Source organism: Mycobacterium sp. P4_H6 (assembly GCF_056400845.1).
In genome coordinates this window covers 69,119-85,761 of sequence record NZ_JBFUKN010000019.1, presented here as the reverse complement: position 1 = coordinate 85,761, position 16,643 = coordinate 69,119, and the positions used below count along the sequence as shown (strand labels likewise).

At 67.6% G+C, this 16,643-nt stretch carries 18 protein-coding genes; 7 read left to right on the top strand and 11 right to left on the bottom strand.

Going from position 1 to position 16,643, the window contains the following annotated elements; all coding sequences use genetic code 11:
• Positions 1-108 precede the first annotated feature (108 nt).
• The 4 genes from AC1DTF_RS10690 to AC1DTF_RS10675 are packed head-to-tail and all read left to right on the top strand — an operon-like array spanning position 109 to position 3,607.
• Positions 109-1,071, top strand: a complete 963-nt coding sequence (locus tag AC1DTF_RS10690; RefSeq protein WP_477474054.1) for a tripartite tricarboxylate transporter substrate binding protein — start codon at positions 109-111, stop codon at positions 1,069-1,071.
• A 44-nt stretch (positions 1,072-1,115) separates the two neighbouring features.
• Positions 1,116-1,949: a DMT family transporter gene (locus AC1DTF_RS10685; RefSeq protein WP_477474053.1), complete on the top strand. Its 834-nt coding sequence runs from the start codon at positions 1,116-1,118 to the stop codon at positions 1,947-1,949.
• Entirely contained in the window at positions 1,940-2,695 is a 756-nt protein-coding gene (locus AC1DTF_RS10680; RefSeq protein ID WP_477474052.1) for an META domain-containing protein, read from the top strand. The genes AC1DTF_RS10685 and AC1DTF_RS10680 overlap by 10 nt, the downstream gene beginning before the upstream one ends.
• A 9-nt stretch (positions 2,696-2,704) precedes the next feature.
• Positions 2,705-3,607: an NAD-dependent epimerase/dehydratase family protein gene (locus tag AC1DTF_RS10675; RefSeq protein WP_477474051.1), complete on the top strand. Its 903-nt coding sequence runs from the start codon at positions 2,705-2,707 to the stop codon at positions 3,605-3,607.
• Here the strand turns inward: AC1DTF_RS10675 and AC1DTF_RS10670 are convergent.
• Complete coding sequence (locus AC1DTF_RS10670) at positions 3,604-4,548, bottom strand: SDR family oxidoreductase (protein ID WP_477474050.1); 945 nt, start codon at positions 4,546-4,548, stop codon at positions 3,604-3,606. The genes AC1DTF_RS10675 and AC1DTF_RS10670 overlap by 4 nt on opposite strands.
• Positions 4,549-4,598: 50 nt before the next feature.
• Here AC1DTF_RS10670 and AC1DTF_RS10665 point away from each other — a divergent pair, with 50 nt between their 5' ends.
• The gene (locus AC1DTF_RS10665) at positions 4,599-5,159 is read left to right on the top strand and encodes a TetR/AcrR family transcriptional regulator (RefSeq protein ID WP_477474049.1); all 561 of its coding nucleotides are present in this window, start codon (positions 4,599-4,601) and stop codon (positions 5,157-5,159) included.
• Here AC1DTF_RS10665 and AC1DTF_RS10660 read toward each other — a convergent pair.
• Complete coding sequence (locus tag AC1DTF_RS10660; protein WP_477474048.1) at positions 5,137-5,922, bottom strand: hypothetical protein; 786 nt, start codon at positions 5,920-5,922, stop codon at positions 5,137-5,139. The genes AC1DTF_RS10665 and AC1DTF_RS10660 overlap by 23 nt on opposite strands.
• Positions 5,919-6,434: an HTH-type transcriptional regulator AldR gene (gene aldR / locus AC1DTF_RS10655; protein ID WP_057168715.1), complete on the bottom strand. Its 516-nt coding sequence runs from the start codon at positions 6,432-6,434 to the stop codon at positions 5,919-5,921. The genes AC1DTF_RS10660 and aldR overlap by 4 nt, the downstream gene beginning before the upstream one ends.
• 92 nt (positions 6,435-6,526) lie before the next feature.
• Between aldR and ald the strand changes: the two genes are divergently transcribed.
• Positions 6,527-7,654 carry an alanine dehydrogenase gene (ald, locus tag AC1DTF_RS10650; RefSeq protein WP_057168714.1) on the top strand — a complete coding sequence of 376 codons (1,128 nt, stop codon included), beginning with the start codon at positions 6,527-6,529 and terminating at the stop codon, positions 7,652-7,654.
• Positions 7,655-7,725: 71 nt separating this feature from the next.
• Here the strand turns inward: ald and AC1DTF_RS10645 are convergent, their stop codons facing one another.
• From AC1DTF_RS10645 to AC1DTF_RS10615, 7 genes are all read right to left on the bottom strand, one after another.
• A complete protein-coding gene (locus AC1DTF_RS10645) occupies positions 7,726-8,526 on the bottom strand; it encodes a VOC family protein (protein WP_057168713.1) in 801 nt (266 codons plus the stop codon).
• Positions 8,527-8,581: 55 nt separating this feature from the next.
• Positions 8,582-9,484, bottom strand: a complete 903-nt coding sequence (gene bla, locus AC1DTF_RS10640; protein WP_477474047.1) for a class A beta-lactamase — start codon at positions 9,482-9,484, stop codon at positions 8,582-8,584.
• A gap of 14 nt (positions 9,485-9,498) precedes the next feature.
• On the bottom strand, positions 9,499-10,878 hold the full coding sequence (locus AC1DTF_RS10635) for a M16 family metallopeptidase (RefSeq protein ID WP_477474046.1): 1,380 nt from the start codon (positions 10,876-10,878) through the stop codon (positions 9,499-9,501).
• Complete coding sequence (locus AC1DTF_RS10630; RefSeq protein WP_477474045.1) at positions 10,820-13,057, bottom strand: polyribonucleotide nucleotidyltransferase; 2,238 nt, start codon at positions 13,055-13,057, stop codon at positions 10,820-10,822. The genes AC1DTF_RS10635 and AC1DTF_RS10630 overlap by 59 nt, the downstream gene beginning before the upstream one ends.
• Before the next feature lie 271 nt (positions 13,058-13,328).
• Positions 13,329-13,778: an LppU family putative lipoprotein gene (gene lppU, locus AC1DTF_RS10625; protein ID WP_057168709.1), complete on the bottom strand. Its 450-nt coding sequence runs from the start codon at positions 13,776-13,778 to the stop codon at positions 13,329-13,331.
• A 50-nt stretch (positions 13,779-13,828) separates the two neighbouring features.
• Positions 13,829-14,098 (bottom strand): 30S ribosomal protein S15, encoded by a 270-nt coding sequence (rpsO, locus tag AC1DTF_RS10620; RefSeq protein WP_057168708.1) that lies wholly within the window; start codon positions 14,096-14,098, stop codon positions 13,829-13,831.
• Positions 14,099-14,196: 98 nt separating this feature from the next.
• Positions 14,197-15,171, bottom strand: coding sequence for a bifunctional riboflavin kinase/FAD synthetase (locus AC1DTF_RS10615; RefSeq protein WP_477474044.1), 975 nt, complete (start codon positions 15,169-15,171; stop codon positions 14,197-14,199).
• 81 nt (positions 15,172-15,252) lie between these two features.
• On the opposite strand from AC1DTF_RS10615, the gene mntR reads away from it, so the two are divergent.
• Entirely contained in the window at positions 15,253-15,951 is a 699-nt protein-coding gene (gene mntR / locus AC1DTF_RS10610) for a manganese-binding transcriptional regulator MntR (protein WP_477474043.1), read from the top strand.
• On the opposite strand, the gene AC1DTF_RS10605 is transcribed toward mntR, so the two are convergent.
• Positions 15,948-16,568 (bottom strand): type II toxin-antitoxin system Rv0910 family toxin, encoded by a 621-nt coding sequence (locus tag AC1DTF_RS10605; RefSeq protein ID WP_057168705.1) that lies wholly within the window; start codon positions 16,566-16,568, stop codon positions 15,948-15,950. The two genes, mntR and AC1DTF_RS10605, sit on opposite strands and share 4 nt — an antisense overlap.
• Between the last annotated feature and the right edge of the window lie 75 nt (positions 16,569-16,643).

The following is a 16,643-nucleotide window of genomic DNA, read 5'->3' as shown; positions in this document are numbered from 1 at the left end:
CCGCAAGGCCCTCGCACTGCGGGCGCTCGACGTGGTGGCGCCGCGCCTGCTGAACGAGCTGCTCGAGCGCGAAACCGATCGGATGAACTCCAGAGGGAGAGAACCACATTGAGGATCAAAACCGCCATGGGCATCGCGCTGACCGCGGCCGTGGTGCTGACCGGCTGCCAGCGGGCCGAGGCCCAGGACTATCCGTCGGGCCCGGTCACCATGACCGCCGGGGCCAACCCGGGAAGCGGCTTCGACCTGACCATCCGCGGGGTTGTCGAGGCCCTGCAACAGGACAAGATCGTGGAGGTCGCGCTGCCGATCCAGAACCGTCCCGGTGCCAGCGGCGCCGATTTCCTGGCCACCATGGTCGAGCAGTACCGCGGCCACGATGACCAGATCTCGGTCACCTCGCTGTCGATCATGATGAACAAGCTGCGCGGGCAGTCCGACTACGGATACCCCGATGTCACCATGATCGCCCGCCTGATGACCGAGTACTACGTCGTCGTCACGCGTCCGGACTCCCCGCTCAAGACTCTCGGCGAGGTGATGGCGGCCGTCGCCGCCGACCCTGGCAGCGTCACCGTCGGCGCCGCCAACGACGATCAGGCGCCGTTCGACCTGCTGGTGGCGGCCGCCGGGGGCGATCCTTCCTCGGTCGGCTACGTCGGCTTCGAAGGCGGCGGCGACCAGATCGCCGCCCTCCGTGACGGAACCATCAGCGTGGCCATCGGCGGGGTCAGCGAGTTCGTCGACCTGTTGAGCGACCGGGAGTTACAGGGTCTCGGGGTGCTCGCCGAGCAACGGCTGCCCGGACTCGACGTACCCACCGCCGCCGAGCAGGGATTCGACGTCACCCTGTCGAACTGGCGTGGCCTGTACGGACCGCCGGACATGCCGCCGACGGCGGTCACCTACTGGCAGCAGGCACTCCAAACAATGGTGGCCACACCCGCCTGGCAGCGGATCGCCGAGCGCAGCGGGTTCACCACCACCTTCATGACCGGGGCGGAGTTCGAGGGCTTTCTGGCCGAAACCCAGGCCGATGTCGAGGAGGCCCTCGCGGAAGCGGGCCGGTGACCCGGGCCGGCCGCAGACCCGAGAACCTGCCGCGGGGAGCGGTCTTGACCACGGCGGCGTTCTTCTGTGTCGCAATGGTCGGCACGCTGGCGAAGGTGGCGGGACAGTACACCTCGACCGGGGTGCTGCTGCTCTTCCAGAACGCGATCTGCCTGGTCTTCATCATCCCGGTGGCCGCGCGCGGCGGCTGGGCGTCACTGCGGACCAGCCGGGCTTGGCTGCACGTCATGCGGGCGGCGGCGGGTACCGCGTGCTGGTATGCGTTGTTCTTCGCCATCACCCGAATTCCGTTGTCCAATGCCACCTTGCTGACCTACAGCGCCCCACTGTGGATGCCGCTGATCGCCTGGGCGGTGACGCGCCAACCGGTGGCCGGGCGGACCTGGCTGGGAGCCGGCATCGGATTCGTCGGAGTACTGCTCGTCTTGCAGCCGCAGAACCGAACCTTCGGGCTAGGCGAAATCTCGGCTCTCGCAGGCGCACTCATGCTGGCTATCGCGATGATGTCGGTGCGCTGGCTCGGCGCCACCGAACCCATCACCAGAGTCCTGTTCTACTACTTCCTGCTGTCCACCGTCCTGTCCATTCCCATTGCGGCGATCGACCGAGCTCCGATTCCCGTGCCCGCATGGGGATGGCTGATCGGACTCGGTGTCGCACAGCTGCTCTCGCAGGCCCTCATCGTGCTGGCCTACCGGTACGCCTCGGCCGAGAAGGTCGGCCCGTTCATCTACTCGGTCATCGTGTTCACCGCGGTGATCGACTGGGTCATCTGGGACCATCCGCCGACCCTGTTCAGCTATCTCGGGTCGGCCTTGGTCATCGCCGGCGGTATCGTCGCCGTCCGTAGCCGACGTACCGTGGACCCATGCGTCTGATCGTGTTGCTCCTGGCCGCGTTGGTGACCGCCGGCGGTACGAGTACCGCCGCGGCCGACGAGACCTCGCCGGAAGGCCGCACCTTCGTGTCGGTGGCGGTGGCGGGCGAGCAGATCCCCGGCGGCGGCCCGCTGACGCTGAGCTTCGCCGACGGCCGGCTCTCGGCCTACGCGGGCTGCAACCGCGGATCCGGCCCGGCCGAACTCTCCGACGGGCACCTGAGCACCCGGCTGGCGACCACGATGATGGGCTGCCCGCCGCCCTTCGGGGACGCCGATGCGTGGATGGGGCGGTTCCTGGAGGCCCGGCCGGCATGGTCGCTGAGCGCGGACACCCTGACGCTGACCACCGATGCCGCCACCGTCACGCTGCGCGACAAGGCGGTGGTGCACCCGGATCGTCCGCTCGTCGGCACCAGCTGGCGGGTGGACAGTCTGGTCTCCGGCCAGGCCGTGATGACCTCGGTGGCACTGGAGCAGTCGAGGCCGGGGTTGACCATCCGCGCCGATCAGAGCGTCACCGGCTGGACCGGTTGCAACACCTTCTACGGCCGCGCCGACGTACTCGACGACACCATCACGTTCGGGCCGATGAACGTCAGCGGCCCGGTCTGTGCCGGTGAAGTCGGCGAGATCGAACAGGCGATTCGGCGCGTGCTCGACGGTCCCGTCGAGGCCATCGTCGATGCCGACCGGCTGACACTGAGCGGCGCCAAAGGCGACGGACTGGTGCTGCGCGCCGAGTAGCATCTGGCCATGCGTGGCTCAAAGATCCTCATCACCGGCCCCACCGGACAGGTCGCGGCACCGCTGGCGTTATCGCTGGCGGCCGACAACGAGGTGTGGGGTATCGCCCGCTTCACCGATGCCGCGGCCCGGGAGAACCTGGAGCGCGCCGGAATTCGTTGCGAGAAGGTCAACCTGGCCGCCGGCGACTTCRGCGGCATCCCGTCGGATTTCGACTACGTCCTGAACCTGGCGGTCGCCAAGAGCGGACGCTGGGACAAGGACCTGGGCGCCAACGCCGAATCGGTGGGCCTGCTGATGGCGCACTGCGCGGACGCCAAAGCCTTCCTGCACTGCTCGTCGGCCGCGGTGTACGACCCGCCGGACGACGAACCCCGCACCGAGACCGCGGCACTCGGCGACAACCACAAGGCGCTGTTCCCGACGTACTCGATCTCCAAGATCGCCGGCGAGGTGGTGGCCCGGACGATGGCCCGCGCGCTGGGTGTGCCGACGGTGATCGCCCGGCTGAACGTGCCCTACGGCGACAACGGCGGCTGGCCGTTCTATCAGATGGAGATGCTGCGCGCCGGCGTGCCGATCCCCGTCCCGCCCGGTGGACCCGCCCGCTACAACCCGATCCACGAGGACGACATCATCGCGACGCTGCCGAAGATGCTGGAAGCCGCGTCGGTGCCCGCGACGACGGTCAACTGGTGTGGCGACCAGACGGTCAGTCTGCAGGAGTGGTGTGCCTACATCGGCGAACTCGTCGGCAGCGCACCGGTGTTCGAGGAGAGTGCGCAGGCCTTGCGCGGTGGCCCGACCGATACGACGCGGATGCACGAGCTGGTCGGCACCACCTCGGTGGACTGGCGCGACGGCATCCGCCGGATGGTGACGAAGTTCCACCCCGACCTGGTCGGAGCCTAGGCCGCGTCGAAGTAGCGTCCCGAACGCAGATCCTCGAGCAGCCCCGGGTGCTCGGGATGCCAGTCGAGCAGCGTGCGGGTGACATCGCTGGACGTTGGATTGTCCAGTGCCGCAATCGCGCCCACGAAACCGATCTCGTCGAGCGCCTGCTCGGCGGTGACGCTGAGTGTGGGTACCCCGAGACGGTCACCGATCACCTGCGCGATCTCACGGAAGGCGATGCCCGACTCCGCCGCGCCGTGGAGCCGCGATCCGGCGGGTGCGGTTTCCAGCGCCAGCCGGTAGAGGTGTGCCGCATCCAGATTGTGCACAGCGGGCCAGCGGTTGGCCCCGTCGCCGATATAGAGTGACCGGCCCGTCTCACGCGCGTTCGCGATGAGGGTGGGCACGAAGCCCCGCCGGTCGGTCGGGCCGTGGACCGTGGGCGCGAGCCGGATGACCGAGGAGCGCACCCCGCGGCCGGCCAGTGCGACGGTGGCGTTCTCGGAAGCCACCCGCGGCCCGGACGGATCGACTTCACTGTCCTCGGCGCCCAGGCTGGCGGAACCGCCGAACCCGAAAGCCAGCATCGCCGTTCCCGAGGTGGTCACGAACGGTTTGCCCGAGTCGGCCAGGGCCGATCCGATGGCCTCGATGGCCGCCAGGTCGGCGGCTCCGGCAGCGGCGTAGTCGGCGAAGTCGTGGCTGAACGCCAGGTGGATCACGCCGTCGGCATCCGCCGCCCCCGCGGCCAGGACGTCGAGATCCTGCAGCGCTCCGCGCCGGACCTGCGCCCCGGCCGACCGCAACGCCGCCTCCGACGCGTCGGATCGGGCCAGGCCGGTGACCTGATGGCCGGCGGTGAGCAGTTCGGTGACCACCAGCGAACCGATGTGGCCGCTGGCGCCGGTGACGAAAACACGCATGTGCACTTCTCCCTCGTCGATGTCAGTCAATGACATCACCGACGCTACTCGCGAAGTCAGTCGCTGTCATCACCTAGACTCCGTACATGGGTCGCTGGGAACCGGATGCGCGCGGACGCCTGGAGCGGGCCGCGCTCGAGCTCTATCTGGAGAGCGGCTACGACCAGACGACGGTCGCCGAGATCGCCGGCCGCGCCGGACTCACCGAGCGCACCTTCTTCCGCCATTTCACCGACAAACGCGAGGTGCTGTTCCGCGGTGACGAACTCGCCGAGGCCATGGCCGGCGCGATCGACGCCGTGCCCGAGGGAACCGCACCGCTGGACGCGGTGGCCGCGGCACTCGATGCGACATCGGACTTCTTCCGCGACCGCCGCCCGCACGCCCGCACCCGCCAGACCGTCATCAATGCCCACCCCGCCCTGCAGGAGCGTGAGCTCATCAAGCTTGCATCCCTGGCCACGACCATGGCCGATGCGCTGCGCAGACGCGGTGTCAGCGACCCGGCGGCCGACCTGCTGGCCCAGACGGGTGTGGCGGTCTTCAAGGTGGCATTCGAGCGCTGGCTCGATGATCTCGCCGACCGGCCGCTGACCGATCTCATCGGCGAGTCACTGGCCGAACTCAGGTCGGCGACTCACCCCTGAGCTCGGCGAGCGCCGAATCAGCTTGGTCGAGATCGACATTCGCCCTCTGCAGCTGTTCCTCCGCACTGGCCACGGCCTGCTCCGCGGTGCTCAGGGCGTGCAGCACTTCCTCGTAGCGGCGCCGCGCCGTCGCGAGGGCGGTCGTCCGGTCCGACACCGCCGCCGTCGCGTCGTGGTGTGCACGTTGGGCGGCAGCCAGGGCGCGACGCCGCTTCTCGGCCGCGCGACGGTCGACCTTGGGTTCCGGTGCCGGTTCCGGTTCGGCCTTCCGGCGCGGTGAGGCAATTTCCGTCGGAGCGCCGAAGTCGCCGAAACCCGACCACTCCTGGGCCTTCTCCAGCCGGCCCAGCTGTTTCGCCACCTCGGGGTCGGCGATCGCGGCCTGCAGCGTGCCGGTGACATCCTCGCGGATCGCCGCCGACGGGTTGGGCATACCGACCGCTGCGAACCCGGTACGCGCCAACTGACTCACCAGTTTTCGCTGCTGCGTGGACAGTTCGCGGATCCGGACACCATCCATCGCCGCGTGCGCGGCCCGCAGCTGTGCGTTCAACTCCGCGATCCGGTCTTTTGCGGTCCGGTCGGACCGGATGAGTTCGTTGACCACCCAGGCCGCCGTGGTCGGGCGCCGAGCGGCTGCGATCACCCGCGCCGCGTCGGTATCGCCGCGCTTCTTGGCCGCGTTCGCCAGTTCCTTGCGCAGCGCGGTGAACTCCTCGGGCGGTACGCCGTAGAGGGTCTCCAACTCGTCCTGGACGCTCACAGCGGCGAGGCCCCGCGCAGATGCTCGAAGATCAGCGAGGTCTGGGTGCCCGCGACATCGGCGTCGGCGTTGAGGTTCTCGACCACGAAGGCTCGCAGATCCTCGGTGTCGCGCGCGGCGACGTGCAGGATGAAGTCATCGCCGCCGGCCAGGAAGTACACGTTCATCACCTGGGGTCGCCGGCGGATCTGCTGGATGAAATCGCGGATCCGGCCCCGGGCAGTGGAATTCAGGCTCACCGAGATCATCGCCTGCAGGGTCAGCCCGACCGCCGCGGGATCGATATCGGTGAAGAAACCCCGGATCACGCCCAGATCCTGCAGCCGCCGCAGCCGACCGTGACAGGTCGAGGGYGCAATGCCGACAGTCTCGGCCAGCGCACTGTTGGAGATGCGGGCGTCCGCGTGCAGCGCCAGCAGCATGCGCCGGTCGATGTCGTCGAGCTCGGCCGGCCGAACATCCTTCGGAGCTGGTGCCAGGCGAGCCCTCGGCGTTGATGATTGTTCACCCATAGGACKACTTTAACGAAGTGTCGCCATATTTATTGCCACAGTCCCGGAGTTTCTTCACAATTGTCTCACCACCTCAATCGCAAGGAGCGATCATGCTCGTCGGCATCCCGACCGAGATCAAGAACAACGAATTCCGCGTCGCCATCACCCCGGCCGGCGTTGCCGAACTCAGCCGCCGCGGCCACGACGTCGTCATCCAGGCCGGCGCCGGTGACGGTTCTGCCATCTCCGACAACGACTTCAAGGCTGCCGGCGCGCAGATCGTCGCCACCGCCGAACAGGTGTGGGCCGAGGCCGACCTGCTGCTCAAGGTGAAGGAACCGATCGAGGCCGAATACGCGCGCCTGCGCAAGGGCCAGACGCTGTTCACCTACCTGCACCTGGCCGCGTCCAAGCCGTGCACCGACGCGCTGCTGGCCTCCGGCACCACGTCCATCGCGTACGAGACCGTGCAGACCGCCGGCCCGGACAACTCTGTCGCACTTCCTCTCTTGGCACCGATGAGCGAGGTCGCCGGACGACTGGCCGCACAGGTCGGTGCCTACCACCTGATGCGCACCCAGGGCGGTCGCGGCGTCCTGATGGGCGGTGTTCCCGGTGTCGCCCCGGCCAAGGTCGTGGTCATCGGCGGCGGCATGGCCGGCGACAACGCGGCCGCGGTGGCCTGGGGCATGGGCGCGCACGTGACCGTGTTCGACCTCAACATCAACATCCTGCGCAAGATCGACGCCGAGTACGGCGGCGCCATCGAGACCCGCTACTCGTCGAGCCTGGACCTGGAGGACGCGGTCAAGCAGGCCGACCTGGTCATCGGTGCGGTCCTGGTGCCCGGCGCCAAGGCCCCCAAGCTGGTCACCAATGCGACTGTCGCCCAGATGAAGTCCGGTGCGGTACTGGTCGACATCGCGATCGACCAGGGTGGCTGCTTCGAGGATTCCCGGCCCACCACCCACGACGACCCGACGTTCGCAGTGCATGACACGGTCTTCTACTGCGTGGCGAACATGCCCGGTGCCGTGCCGCGGACATCGACCTACGCGCTCACCAACGCGACGATGCCCTACGTGCTCAAGCTGGCCGACAAGGGTTGGCGCGAGGCCAGTCGTGCTGACAGTGCCCTCGCGAAGGGTCTGTCCACCCACGAGGGCGCACTGCTGTCCGAGCAGGTGGCGGCCGACCTGGATCTGCCGTTCACCGACCCCGCGAAACTGCTGGCGTAACCGCCGACCCCCACCGTCGCCCGGCTGGAGCAATCCGGCCGGGCGACGTGTATTTCAGATACCGGTGTATCTCACATGCCGGCCGGTGGATGACCGAGGCAGATGATCGCGCCGAGCGGGTCCTTGATCACGGCCAACGTGCCGTACGGGGTCTCTTCGCCCGGCATGGGGCTCTCCGCGCCCAGGGACTCGGCCAGCGCGACGGTCGCCGCCACATCGTCGACCATCACGTAGACCTGCCAGAACGACGGCACCTCGGGCGGAAACAGCGTGGCGGAATCCATGATCCCCGAATAGGCGCTCTCGCCGACGAACACCTGTGAGTAGCGGTCGGGGCCCACCGCGGCGGGATCGCCGCCGGTGCCGATCTCCTCCAGGCGTGCCCCGATGACATCGGAGTAGAACGCCACCGACTTGTCATAGTCCTTGCTCTGGCACTCGAACCAGTACGGCGTGCCGTGCTCGCCCCACTCGGTGAAGCCGACGTGCGTTCCCGGCTGCCAGAAACCGATGACCGCGCCCGCGGTGTCGGTCGCGACCATCATCGAGCCCATGTCGCCGACGGGCATCGGCGGCACCATCACCGACCCACCGGCGGCCACGATGGTGTCGGCGGTCGCCCTGGCGTCCTCGGTGTGCAGATACACCGACCACACGTTGGCGACGCCGCCGGCCTCGGCCATGTACGGGACCAGGCCGGCCACGCGCTTCCCGTGGTGCAGGAAGTTCTGGTATCCACCGAACTCCGGTTGGGCCGGCCCCTCGAGCTCCCAGCCGAAGATCGCCCGATAGAACTCGGCGGCCACGGCGGGATCACTGCTCACCAGGTCGAACCAGACGGGTGCCCCCACGGGGGCGGAGTAATCGGACATCTGAGTTCCTTTCGTCGGCATCGTCATCAGAACAGACGGCGGCGCCGACGAAAACTCATCGCCGCCCGAGCAGATGCGGTAGCACCAGGGCCGTGACCTCACCGACCAACGGTCGCAAGCCTTCGGCCTCGGGATCGGCGGACTGTGTCCGGGTCATGATGGTCAGGAGCACCCGTGCGCCGTCGGGCCCGTACGCCACACCGGAATCGTTGGTGGTCGCGTAGTCCCCGCTACCGGTCTTGTCGGCGGTGGTCCACCCGGGCGGTAGACCGGCCCGCATGCTGGAGGTCTGGTTTGCGCGCATCCAGCCGTCGAGTATTTCGCGCTGCGCGGGCGGTAAAGCGTCACCGGCCAACAGATTGCGGAAGCCGGCCGCCAGTGCCCGCGGTGTGGTGGTGTCGCGGGGATCCCCCGGTATCGCCGAGTTCAACTCGATCTCCCAGCGGTCCAGCCGGGTCCGGTCATCGCCGACGCTGCGGGCGAACGCGGTGATCTCCTGCGGTCCGCCGATGGTCTCCAACAACAGATTCGCCGCGAGGTTGTCGCTGCGCTGCAGGGCCGCCTGGGACAGCTCGGCCAGCGTCATCTCCTGGCCCAGACGTTCGCCGGTCACCGGCGAATTCGGCAGCAAGCCTTCGGGTTTCACGAAAACCTGCTGCTCCAAGGCCAATTCACCGTCGGCGACGCCGCGTAGCACCCGGGCGGCGGCATAGGTCTTKAAGGTCGAGCAGAGCGCAAAGGCCTCGTCGGCACGATTCTCCACCGCGAAGCCGGACTGCAGATTCACCGCGTACAGACCGACGAAGGCGTTGTAGCGCGCCTCGAGCTCACGGATCTGCTCTTCGAGTGTGAGCGCCGGAGCCGCCAACGCGGATTCGTCCGCGCAGCCGGCCAGCGCCCCTGCCGCCGCCAATGCCATACCGCCGAACAGAACTCTTCGTCGTGACAGGAGCATCACCCGACTGTACCCACCTACCCCGCAATATCCTGAAGCCGCTGCGGCAAGGACTTTCTGGATCTGTGCGGGCCCAGCACCGCCGCGCCCATCGGCCGCGCCAGCAAACGGCGTGCCACGCTGTTGACCTCGTCGAGGCTCACCGCGTCAATCTGCTCAAGGGTTTGCGCGATGGTGCGGTGCGCTCCGTAATTCAGTTCGCTGCGGCCGATCCGGTGCATCCGCGACCCGGAATCCTCCAGGCCGAGCACCAGGCCGCCACGCAGCGATCCCTTGGCGATCCGGCATTCGGATTCGGTGATGCCGTCACGAGCCACATCGGCCAGCACGTCGGTCGCCACCCGCACGACCTCGTCGAAACGCTCCGGCAGACAGGCCGCGTACACCGAGAACGCCCCGGTGTCGGAAAATGTGTCGATCGTGGAGTAGACGGAGTACGCCAGCCCGCGGGTTTCCCGAATCTGTTGGAACAGACGCGAACTCAGGCCGCCGCCGAGTGCGGAGTTCAGCACCGACAGGGCCCAGCGGTGATCCCACTGCCGGCCCGGTGTCCGGACCCCGAGCGACAGATGGGTCTGCTCGGCATCTTTGTTGACCAGTTGCAGACCAGGCTTGCCCGTCACCCGTCCGGTGCCTTTGCGGTGTGGGACCGCGGTGCGGCCGCGGACCAGCCGTGGCCCGAAGTACTCACGCGCCAGGGCAACGACCTCGCCGTGATCGATATTGCCCGCCACCGCGAGGATCATCCGCTCCGGCGTGTAGCGGCGCTGGTGAAACGAATGCAACTGCGTGCGGGTCATCGCCGAGATCGACTCCACACTGCCGATGACGGGCCGTCCGACCGGGTGCGAGCCGAACATCGCCGACAGGAAAACATCACCCAGGGTGTCCTCGGGATCGTCGTCGCGCATGGCGATCTCTTCGAGCACGACGTCACGCTCGATCTCGACATCATCAGCGGCGCACTGGCCACGCAGGACGACATCGGCCACCAGGTCGACGGCCAATTCCAGATCCGAATCGAGCACATGCGCGTAGTAGCAGGTGTGTTCGCGCGCGGTGAAGGCATTGAGCTCACCACCGACCGCGTCGACGGCCTGGGCGATCTCGACCGCGCTGCGCGTCGGCGTGGACTTGAACAGCAGGTGTTCCAGGAAGTGTGCGGCCCCCGCGACCGAACTTCCCTCGTCGCGTGAACCGACACCCACCCACACACCCACCGAGGCCGAGTGCACCGAGGGAATGTATTCGGTGACCACCCGCAACCCTCCGGGCAGTGCGGTCACCCGCACTGCCTCGGAGGTGTCTGCGCCGCGGGTTGCGCGGCGTAAAGCCGGCTTAGGCGTCAGCGGTCGCGGCCTCAGTGGGGGCCTCGGCCGGAGCCTCGGTTGCCTCATCTTCGGCGACGAGCACCAGCGAGATCTTGCCGCGGTTGTCGATATCGGCGATCTCGACGCGCAGCTTGTCGCCGACCGTGGCCACATCCTCGACCTTGGCGATGCGCTTGCCGCGACCCAGCTTCGAGATGTGCACCAGGCCGTCGCGACCCGGGAGCAGCGACACGAACGCACCGAAATCGGTGGTCTTGACCACGGTTCCGAGGAACCGCTCGCCGACCTTGGGCAGCTGCGGGTTGGCGATCGCGTTGATCAGATCGATCGCGGCCTGAGCCGACTCGCCATTGCTGGCGCCGACGAAGATGGTGCCGTCGTCCTCTATCGAGATCGACGCCCCGGTCTGCTCGGTGATCGAGTTGATCATCTTGCCCTTGGGCCCGATCACCTCACCGATCTTGTCGACCGGCACCTTGATGGTGGTGATGCGCGGCGCGTACGGGCTCATCTCGTCGGGCTCGTCGATGGCCTCGGCCATGACCTCGAGAATGGTGATACGCGCGTCCTTGGCCTGGGCCAGCGCACCGGCCAGCACCTTGGACGGGATGCCGTCGAGCTTGGTGTCCAGCTGCAGGGCGGTGACGAAGTCCTTGGTGCCTGCGCACTTGAAGTCCATGTCGCCGAACGCGTCCTCGGCACCGAGGATGTCGGTGAGCGTGACGTAGCGGGTCTCACCGTCGACCTCATCGGAGACCAGACCCATCGCGATACCGGCGACCGGAGCCTTCAGCGGCACACCGGCGTTCAGCAGCGACAGCGTCGAGRCGCACACCGAGCCCATCGAGGTGGAACCGTTGGAGCTCAACGCTTCCGACACCTGGCGGATGGCGTAGGGGAACTCTTCGACGCTCGGCAGCACGGGCATCAGGGCCCGCTCTGCCAGCGCGCCGTGGCCGATCTCGCGACGCTTGGGCGAGCCCACCCGGCCGGTCTCACCGGTCGAGAACGGCGGGAAGTTGTAGTGGTGCATGTAGCGCTTGGAGGTCTCGGGTCCCAGCGAGTCGATCTGCTGGGCCATCTTGACCATGTCCAGCGTGGTGACACCCATGATCTGGGTCTCGCCGCGCTCGAACAGAGCACTGCCGTGCGCCCGCGGGATGATGGCGACCTCGGCGGACAGCGCGCGGATATCGGTGACGCCACGGCCGTCGATGCGGAAGTGGTCGGTCAGGATGCGCTGGCGCACAAGCTTCTTGGTCAGCGAGCGGTACGCCGCGCCGATCTCCTTCTCACGACCGGCGAAGGTGTCGGCCAGGCGCTCGAGCACCTCACCCTTGAGCTCGTTGGTGCGGTCATCGCGCTCGGCCTTGCCGGAGATGGTCAACGCCTGCGACAGCGCATCGGTGGCCACCGCGGCGACCTGGGTGTAGACGTCGTCCTGGTAATCGGGGAACAGCGGGTACTCCGCGGTCGCCTTACCGGCGGCGGCGTGCAGCTCTTCCTGCGCGGTGCACAGCGCAGCGATGAACGGCTTGGCCGCTTCCAGTCCCTCGGCGACGACGGCCTCGGTCGGGGCACCGGCACCGCCGGCGATCAGCTCGATGACCTTGTCGGTGGCCTCGGCCTCGACCATCATGATCGCGACGTCGTCGCCTGCCTTACGGCCGGCGACCACCATGTCGAACACGGCGTCTTCCAGCTGCTCGACGGTGGGGAACGCCACCCACTGGCCGTTGATCAGCGCGACGCGCACACCGCCGACCGGGCCGGAGAACGGCAGGCCGGAGATCTGGGTGGATGCCGACGCGGCGTTGATGGCGAGCACGTCATACAGATCCTTGGGATCCAGGCTCAGGATGGTGACGACGACCTGGATCTCGTTGCGCAGACCGGACACGAAGGTCGGGCGCAGCGGCCGGTCGATCAGGCGACAGGTCAGGATCGCATCGGTGGAGGGACGGCCCTCACGCCGGAAGAACGAGCCGGGGATGCGGCCCGCGGCGTACATCCGCTCCTCGACGTCGATGGTCAGCGGGAAGAAGTCGAAATGGTCTTTCGGGGTCTTGCTGGCGGTCGTGGCGCTCAGCAGCATGGTCTCGTCGTCGAGGTAGGCGACGACGGCGCCGGCGGCCTGCTGGGCCAGCCGGCCGGTCTCGAAACGGATGGTGCGGGTGCCGAAGCTCCCGTTGTCGATGACGGCGGTGGATTCGAACACGCCTTCGTCGGTTTCAACTGCAGACATAGCAGCCTTTCTGGGTATTCAACTGTTTTGCGTCGTCACGCGCCAGCGATGCCCTGAACTCGGCTACGGCCGTCGATCGAAGCGGCCGGGGCGGATCCATTGAAGGAACGCTCCGGCCACCACTACCGAAGACCGCCCGATCAGGCGGGTACTGCTGTGACGCGCGGGAACGGTGCACGCGGTACTGCGCGAACCGCACCCTGTTCGGACCACTCGACAGAATTGGTGGCCCAAAACGATTCCATGCTACACCGGGGCTGATCACCGACCGTCAATCGACGTCGTCGACGCACACGGTGAACTGCCGTTGGTCATAGGGATAGCCCGTGCCGCTGCGGCACTGGTCGGCATTGGCCACCCCCTGCAGGATCTCGGTGGCCCGCTGGCGGTGCGGTTGGTTGCCGTCACTGCAGTCGACGCGCACCGGATCCCTGCCGTTCTCGGGATCGATACTCATGCACTGCCCCACCACCCAGTCGATATCCATGCACACGGTGTTGCTGGTATCGCTGAACGTGCTGTGCGTGGCGTAGTAGGAATCCACATCGGTGGGGCACTGATCACTGTCGGCGACCGTGGCGATGACCTTGAAAGTCGAGTCGGGGGTACCGCATTCGGCTTTGACAGCGTCCGGCTTGTCGGGAGTGCCGCCCACTTTCAGGCAGTCTCCGGCCTGAAAGGCGGCGGCAGCGGCCGACGAACAACCGGTGAGTCCCCCCATGACTCCAACAACCAGGACGCCGAGAACGGCGCAGGTTGAGCGACGCTGTGTCAGCGACGCAGACCGAGGCGCTCGATCAGCGACCGGTAGCGCGCGACGTCGACCTGAGCGACGTACTTGAGCAGCCGGCGCCGGCGACCGACCAACAGCAGCAGCCCCCGCCGCGAGTGGTGATCGTGCTTGTGCAGCTTGAGGTGTTCGGTGAGATCCAAGATCCGCTTGGTCAGCAGTGCGACCTGAGCCTCCGGCGAACCGGTATCGGTGTCATGCAGGCCGTACTGGCCGAGGATCTCTTTTTTCTGTTCGGCTGTGAGCGCCACGAAACAACTCCATCAAAATAGGTCCGCGAAGGTTAATCGAAGGCGCGGCCGCCGCGAACTGCAGCGCGCGCTGGGTCGCAGGAGATATTAGCAGCTGGTCAACCCGCGGCGAGAATCGTGCGGGCCCGGTCGGTGTCGGCACCCATGGCCACCACCAGATCGTCGACCGAATCGAACTTCTCCTGCCCGCGGATGCGCGCCACGAAGTCGACGGCGACATGCTGGCCGTACAGGTCGGCCTCGGTGTCCAGCACGAAGGCCTCAACGGTGCGGGTGCGCCCGGAGAACGTCGGGTTGGTGCCCACCGACACCGCCGCCTGATAGCGCTCCCCGGGAGTCACGGTGCCGACCACCGGTCCGTGCCCGAGCACGGTGAACCACGCCGCGTACACGCCGTCGGCCGGAATGGCCGAATGCATGGGCGGCGCCACATTGGCGGTCGGGAAACCCAGGACCCGGCCGCGGCCGTCACCGCGGACCACGACACCCTCGACCCGGTGCGGTCGGCCCAGCGCCTCGGCGGCGGCGACCACGTCACCGGCGTCCACGCAGGACCGGATATAGGTGGAAGAGAAGGTGACGGACTCGTCGCGGTCAGACTCGGACACCAGCGTCATCCCTTCCACGGCGAAACCGAATCGTTCACCGGCCTTGCGCAGCAGGTTGACGTTGCCCGCGGCCTTCTTGCCGAAGGTGAAGTTCTCCCCCACCACGACCTCGACCACATGCAGGCTCTCGACGAGCAGCTCGTGGATGTAGCGCTCCGGGGTGAGCTTCATGAAGTCGGCGGTGAACGGCATCACCAGAAAGACGTCGATGCCGGTTTCCTCGACGAGTTCGGCCCGCCGGGTCAGCGTCGTCAGCTGCGCCGGATGACTGCCCGGGAACACCACTTCCATGGGGTGCGGGTCGAAGGTCATCAGCACCGTGGGAACTCCGCGCGACCGCCCGGACTTCACGGCATGGCTGATCAGTTCGGCGTGGCCACGGTGGACACCGTCGAACACGCCGATCGTGAGGACACATCGGCCCCAGTCTGTGGGGATGTCGTCCCGGCCCCGCCACCGCTGCACAGCCGCAAGCCTACGGCGCGCGGTCGCCGCCGTCAGCTTCGGATACCCGGATGAGGCAAAGATTGCCTAAACTCAGTAACCGTGGATTCCAACAGCAACCCGCAGGACTTGACGACGGTTGCGCAGGATTACCTGAAAGTGATCTGGACGGCCCAGGAATGGTCACCGGACAAGGTCAGCACCAAGCTGCTGGCCGAGCGCATCGGCGTCTCGGCGAGCACCGCATCGGAATCCAYCCGCAAGCTGGCCGATCAGGGGCTGGTCGATCACGCGAAGTACGGCGCGGTGACGCTCACCGAAGCGGGCCGGCAGGCCGCCTTGGCGATGGTGCGCAGGCACCGCCTGATGGAGACGTTCCTGGTGCGCGAACTCGGCTACGGCTGGGACGAGGTGCACGACGAGGCCGAGATCCTCGAACACGCGGTGTCCGACCGGATGCTGGACCGGATCGACGCCAAGCTGGGGTTCCCGACCCGCGATCCGCACGGCGATCCGATTCCGGCGCCCGACGGGCGGGTTCCGACACCCCCGGCACGCCAGCTCTCCATCTGCGCCGACGGCGAGGACGGCACCGTGGCCCGCATCTCCGATGCCGACCCCGAGATGCTGCGCTATTTCGACAGTGTCGGTATCGCCTTGGATTCGCGTCTRCAGGTGGTCGCCCGCCGCGATTTCGCCGGGATGATCTCGGTGGCCGTGCACAGTCCGGCCGACACCGAGGGATCCGTCACCACGGTGGACTTGGGCAGCCCTGCCGCAGAAGCGATCTGGGTCGTCTAACGCGCCATCTTCAGGTGCGCACTGCCGGTCCGCCGGGGCTCGTCGGTGGCGGCAGGCGCGGAATGCACCAGGCGCAGCGACGGACGGACAGGCTGCTGCTCGGGCACCACGATGGCGAGGTCCTCCAGCAGCGCGATGCTGCGATCCAGCTGCTCGGCGCCGTCCTGCTCGATGGCTCCGACGATGGCGTCGTTCAGCAGCTCACCGGCCACCTCGGAGGTGATGGTGAGCCGCGAGCCCTCCTCGGCGGGGCTGATCCAGAACGTCAGCCGGGTGCGCATGCCGGACTCGCCGGCGCCGATGAGAACCAGCGTCCCGGGCGCGATCGCCGACTCGACCGTCCACTCGACGGTGTTGGAGACCCCCAGCATCACGGTCTCGGCCGTCATGCGGGCGCCGGGCACGAACTGTGCGCGCGGCTCGGCCATCCAGCGCTGGTGCACCGTGAGCCAGTCGGACCAGGTGCGCGGATCTGCGAGCACCGACCACAGCGCGGCCGGGGTGGCCGACAGGTTCGCGTGCCGGGTCACGTGGCCCACGGCGGCGCCGCGGCCCTGTGCCCACGCGGGCTGGTAGTTGAACAGCGGGTGGTCGCAAATCGGTGCATGTGCGCTCATGACTGTTACAACGCCCGAGGTTCGGCAAAAGTTCGCCGAAAGCCTGGGATTTGGCTAATAAAACGCACCGGAAGC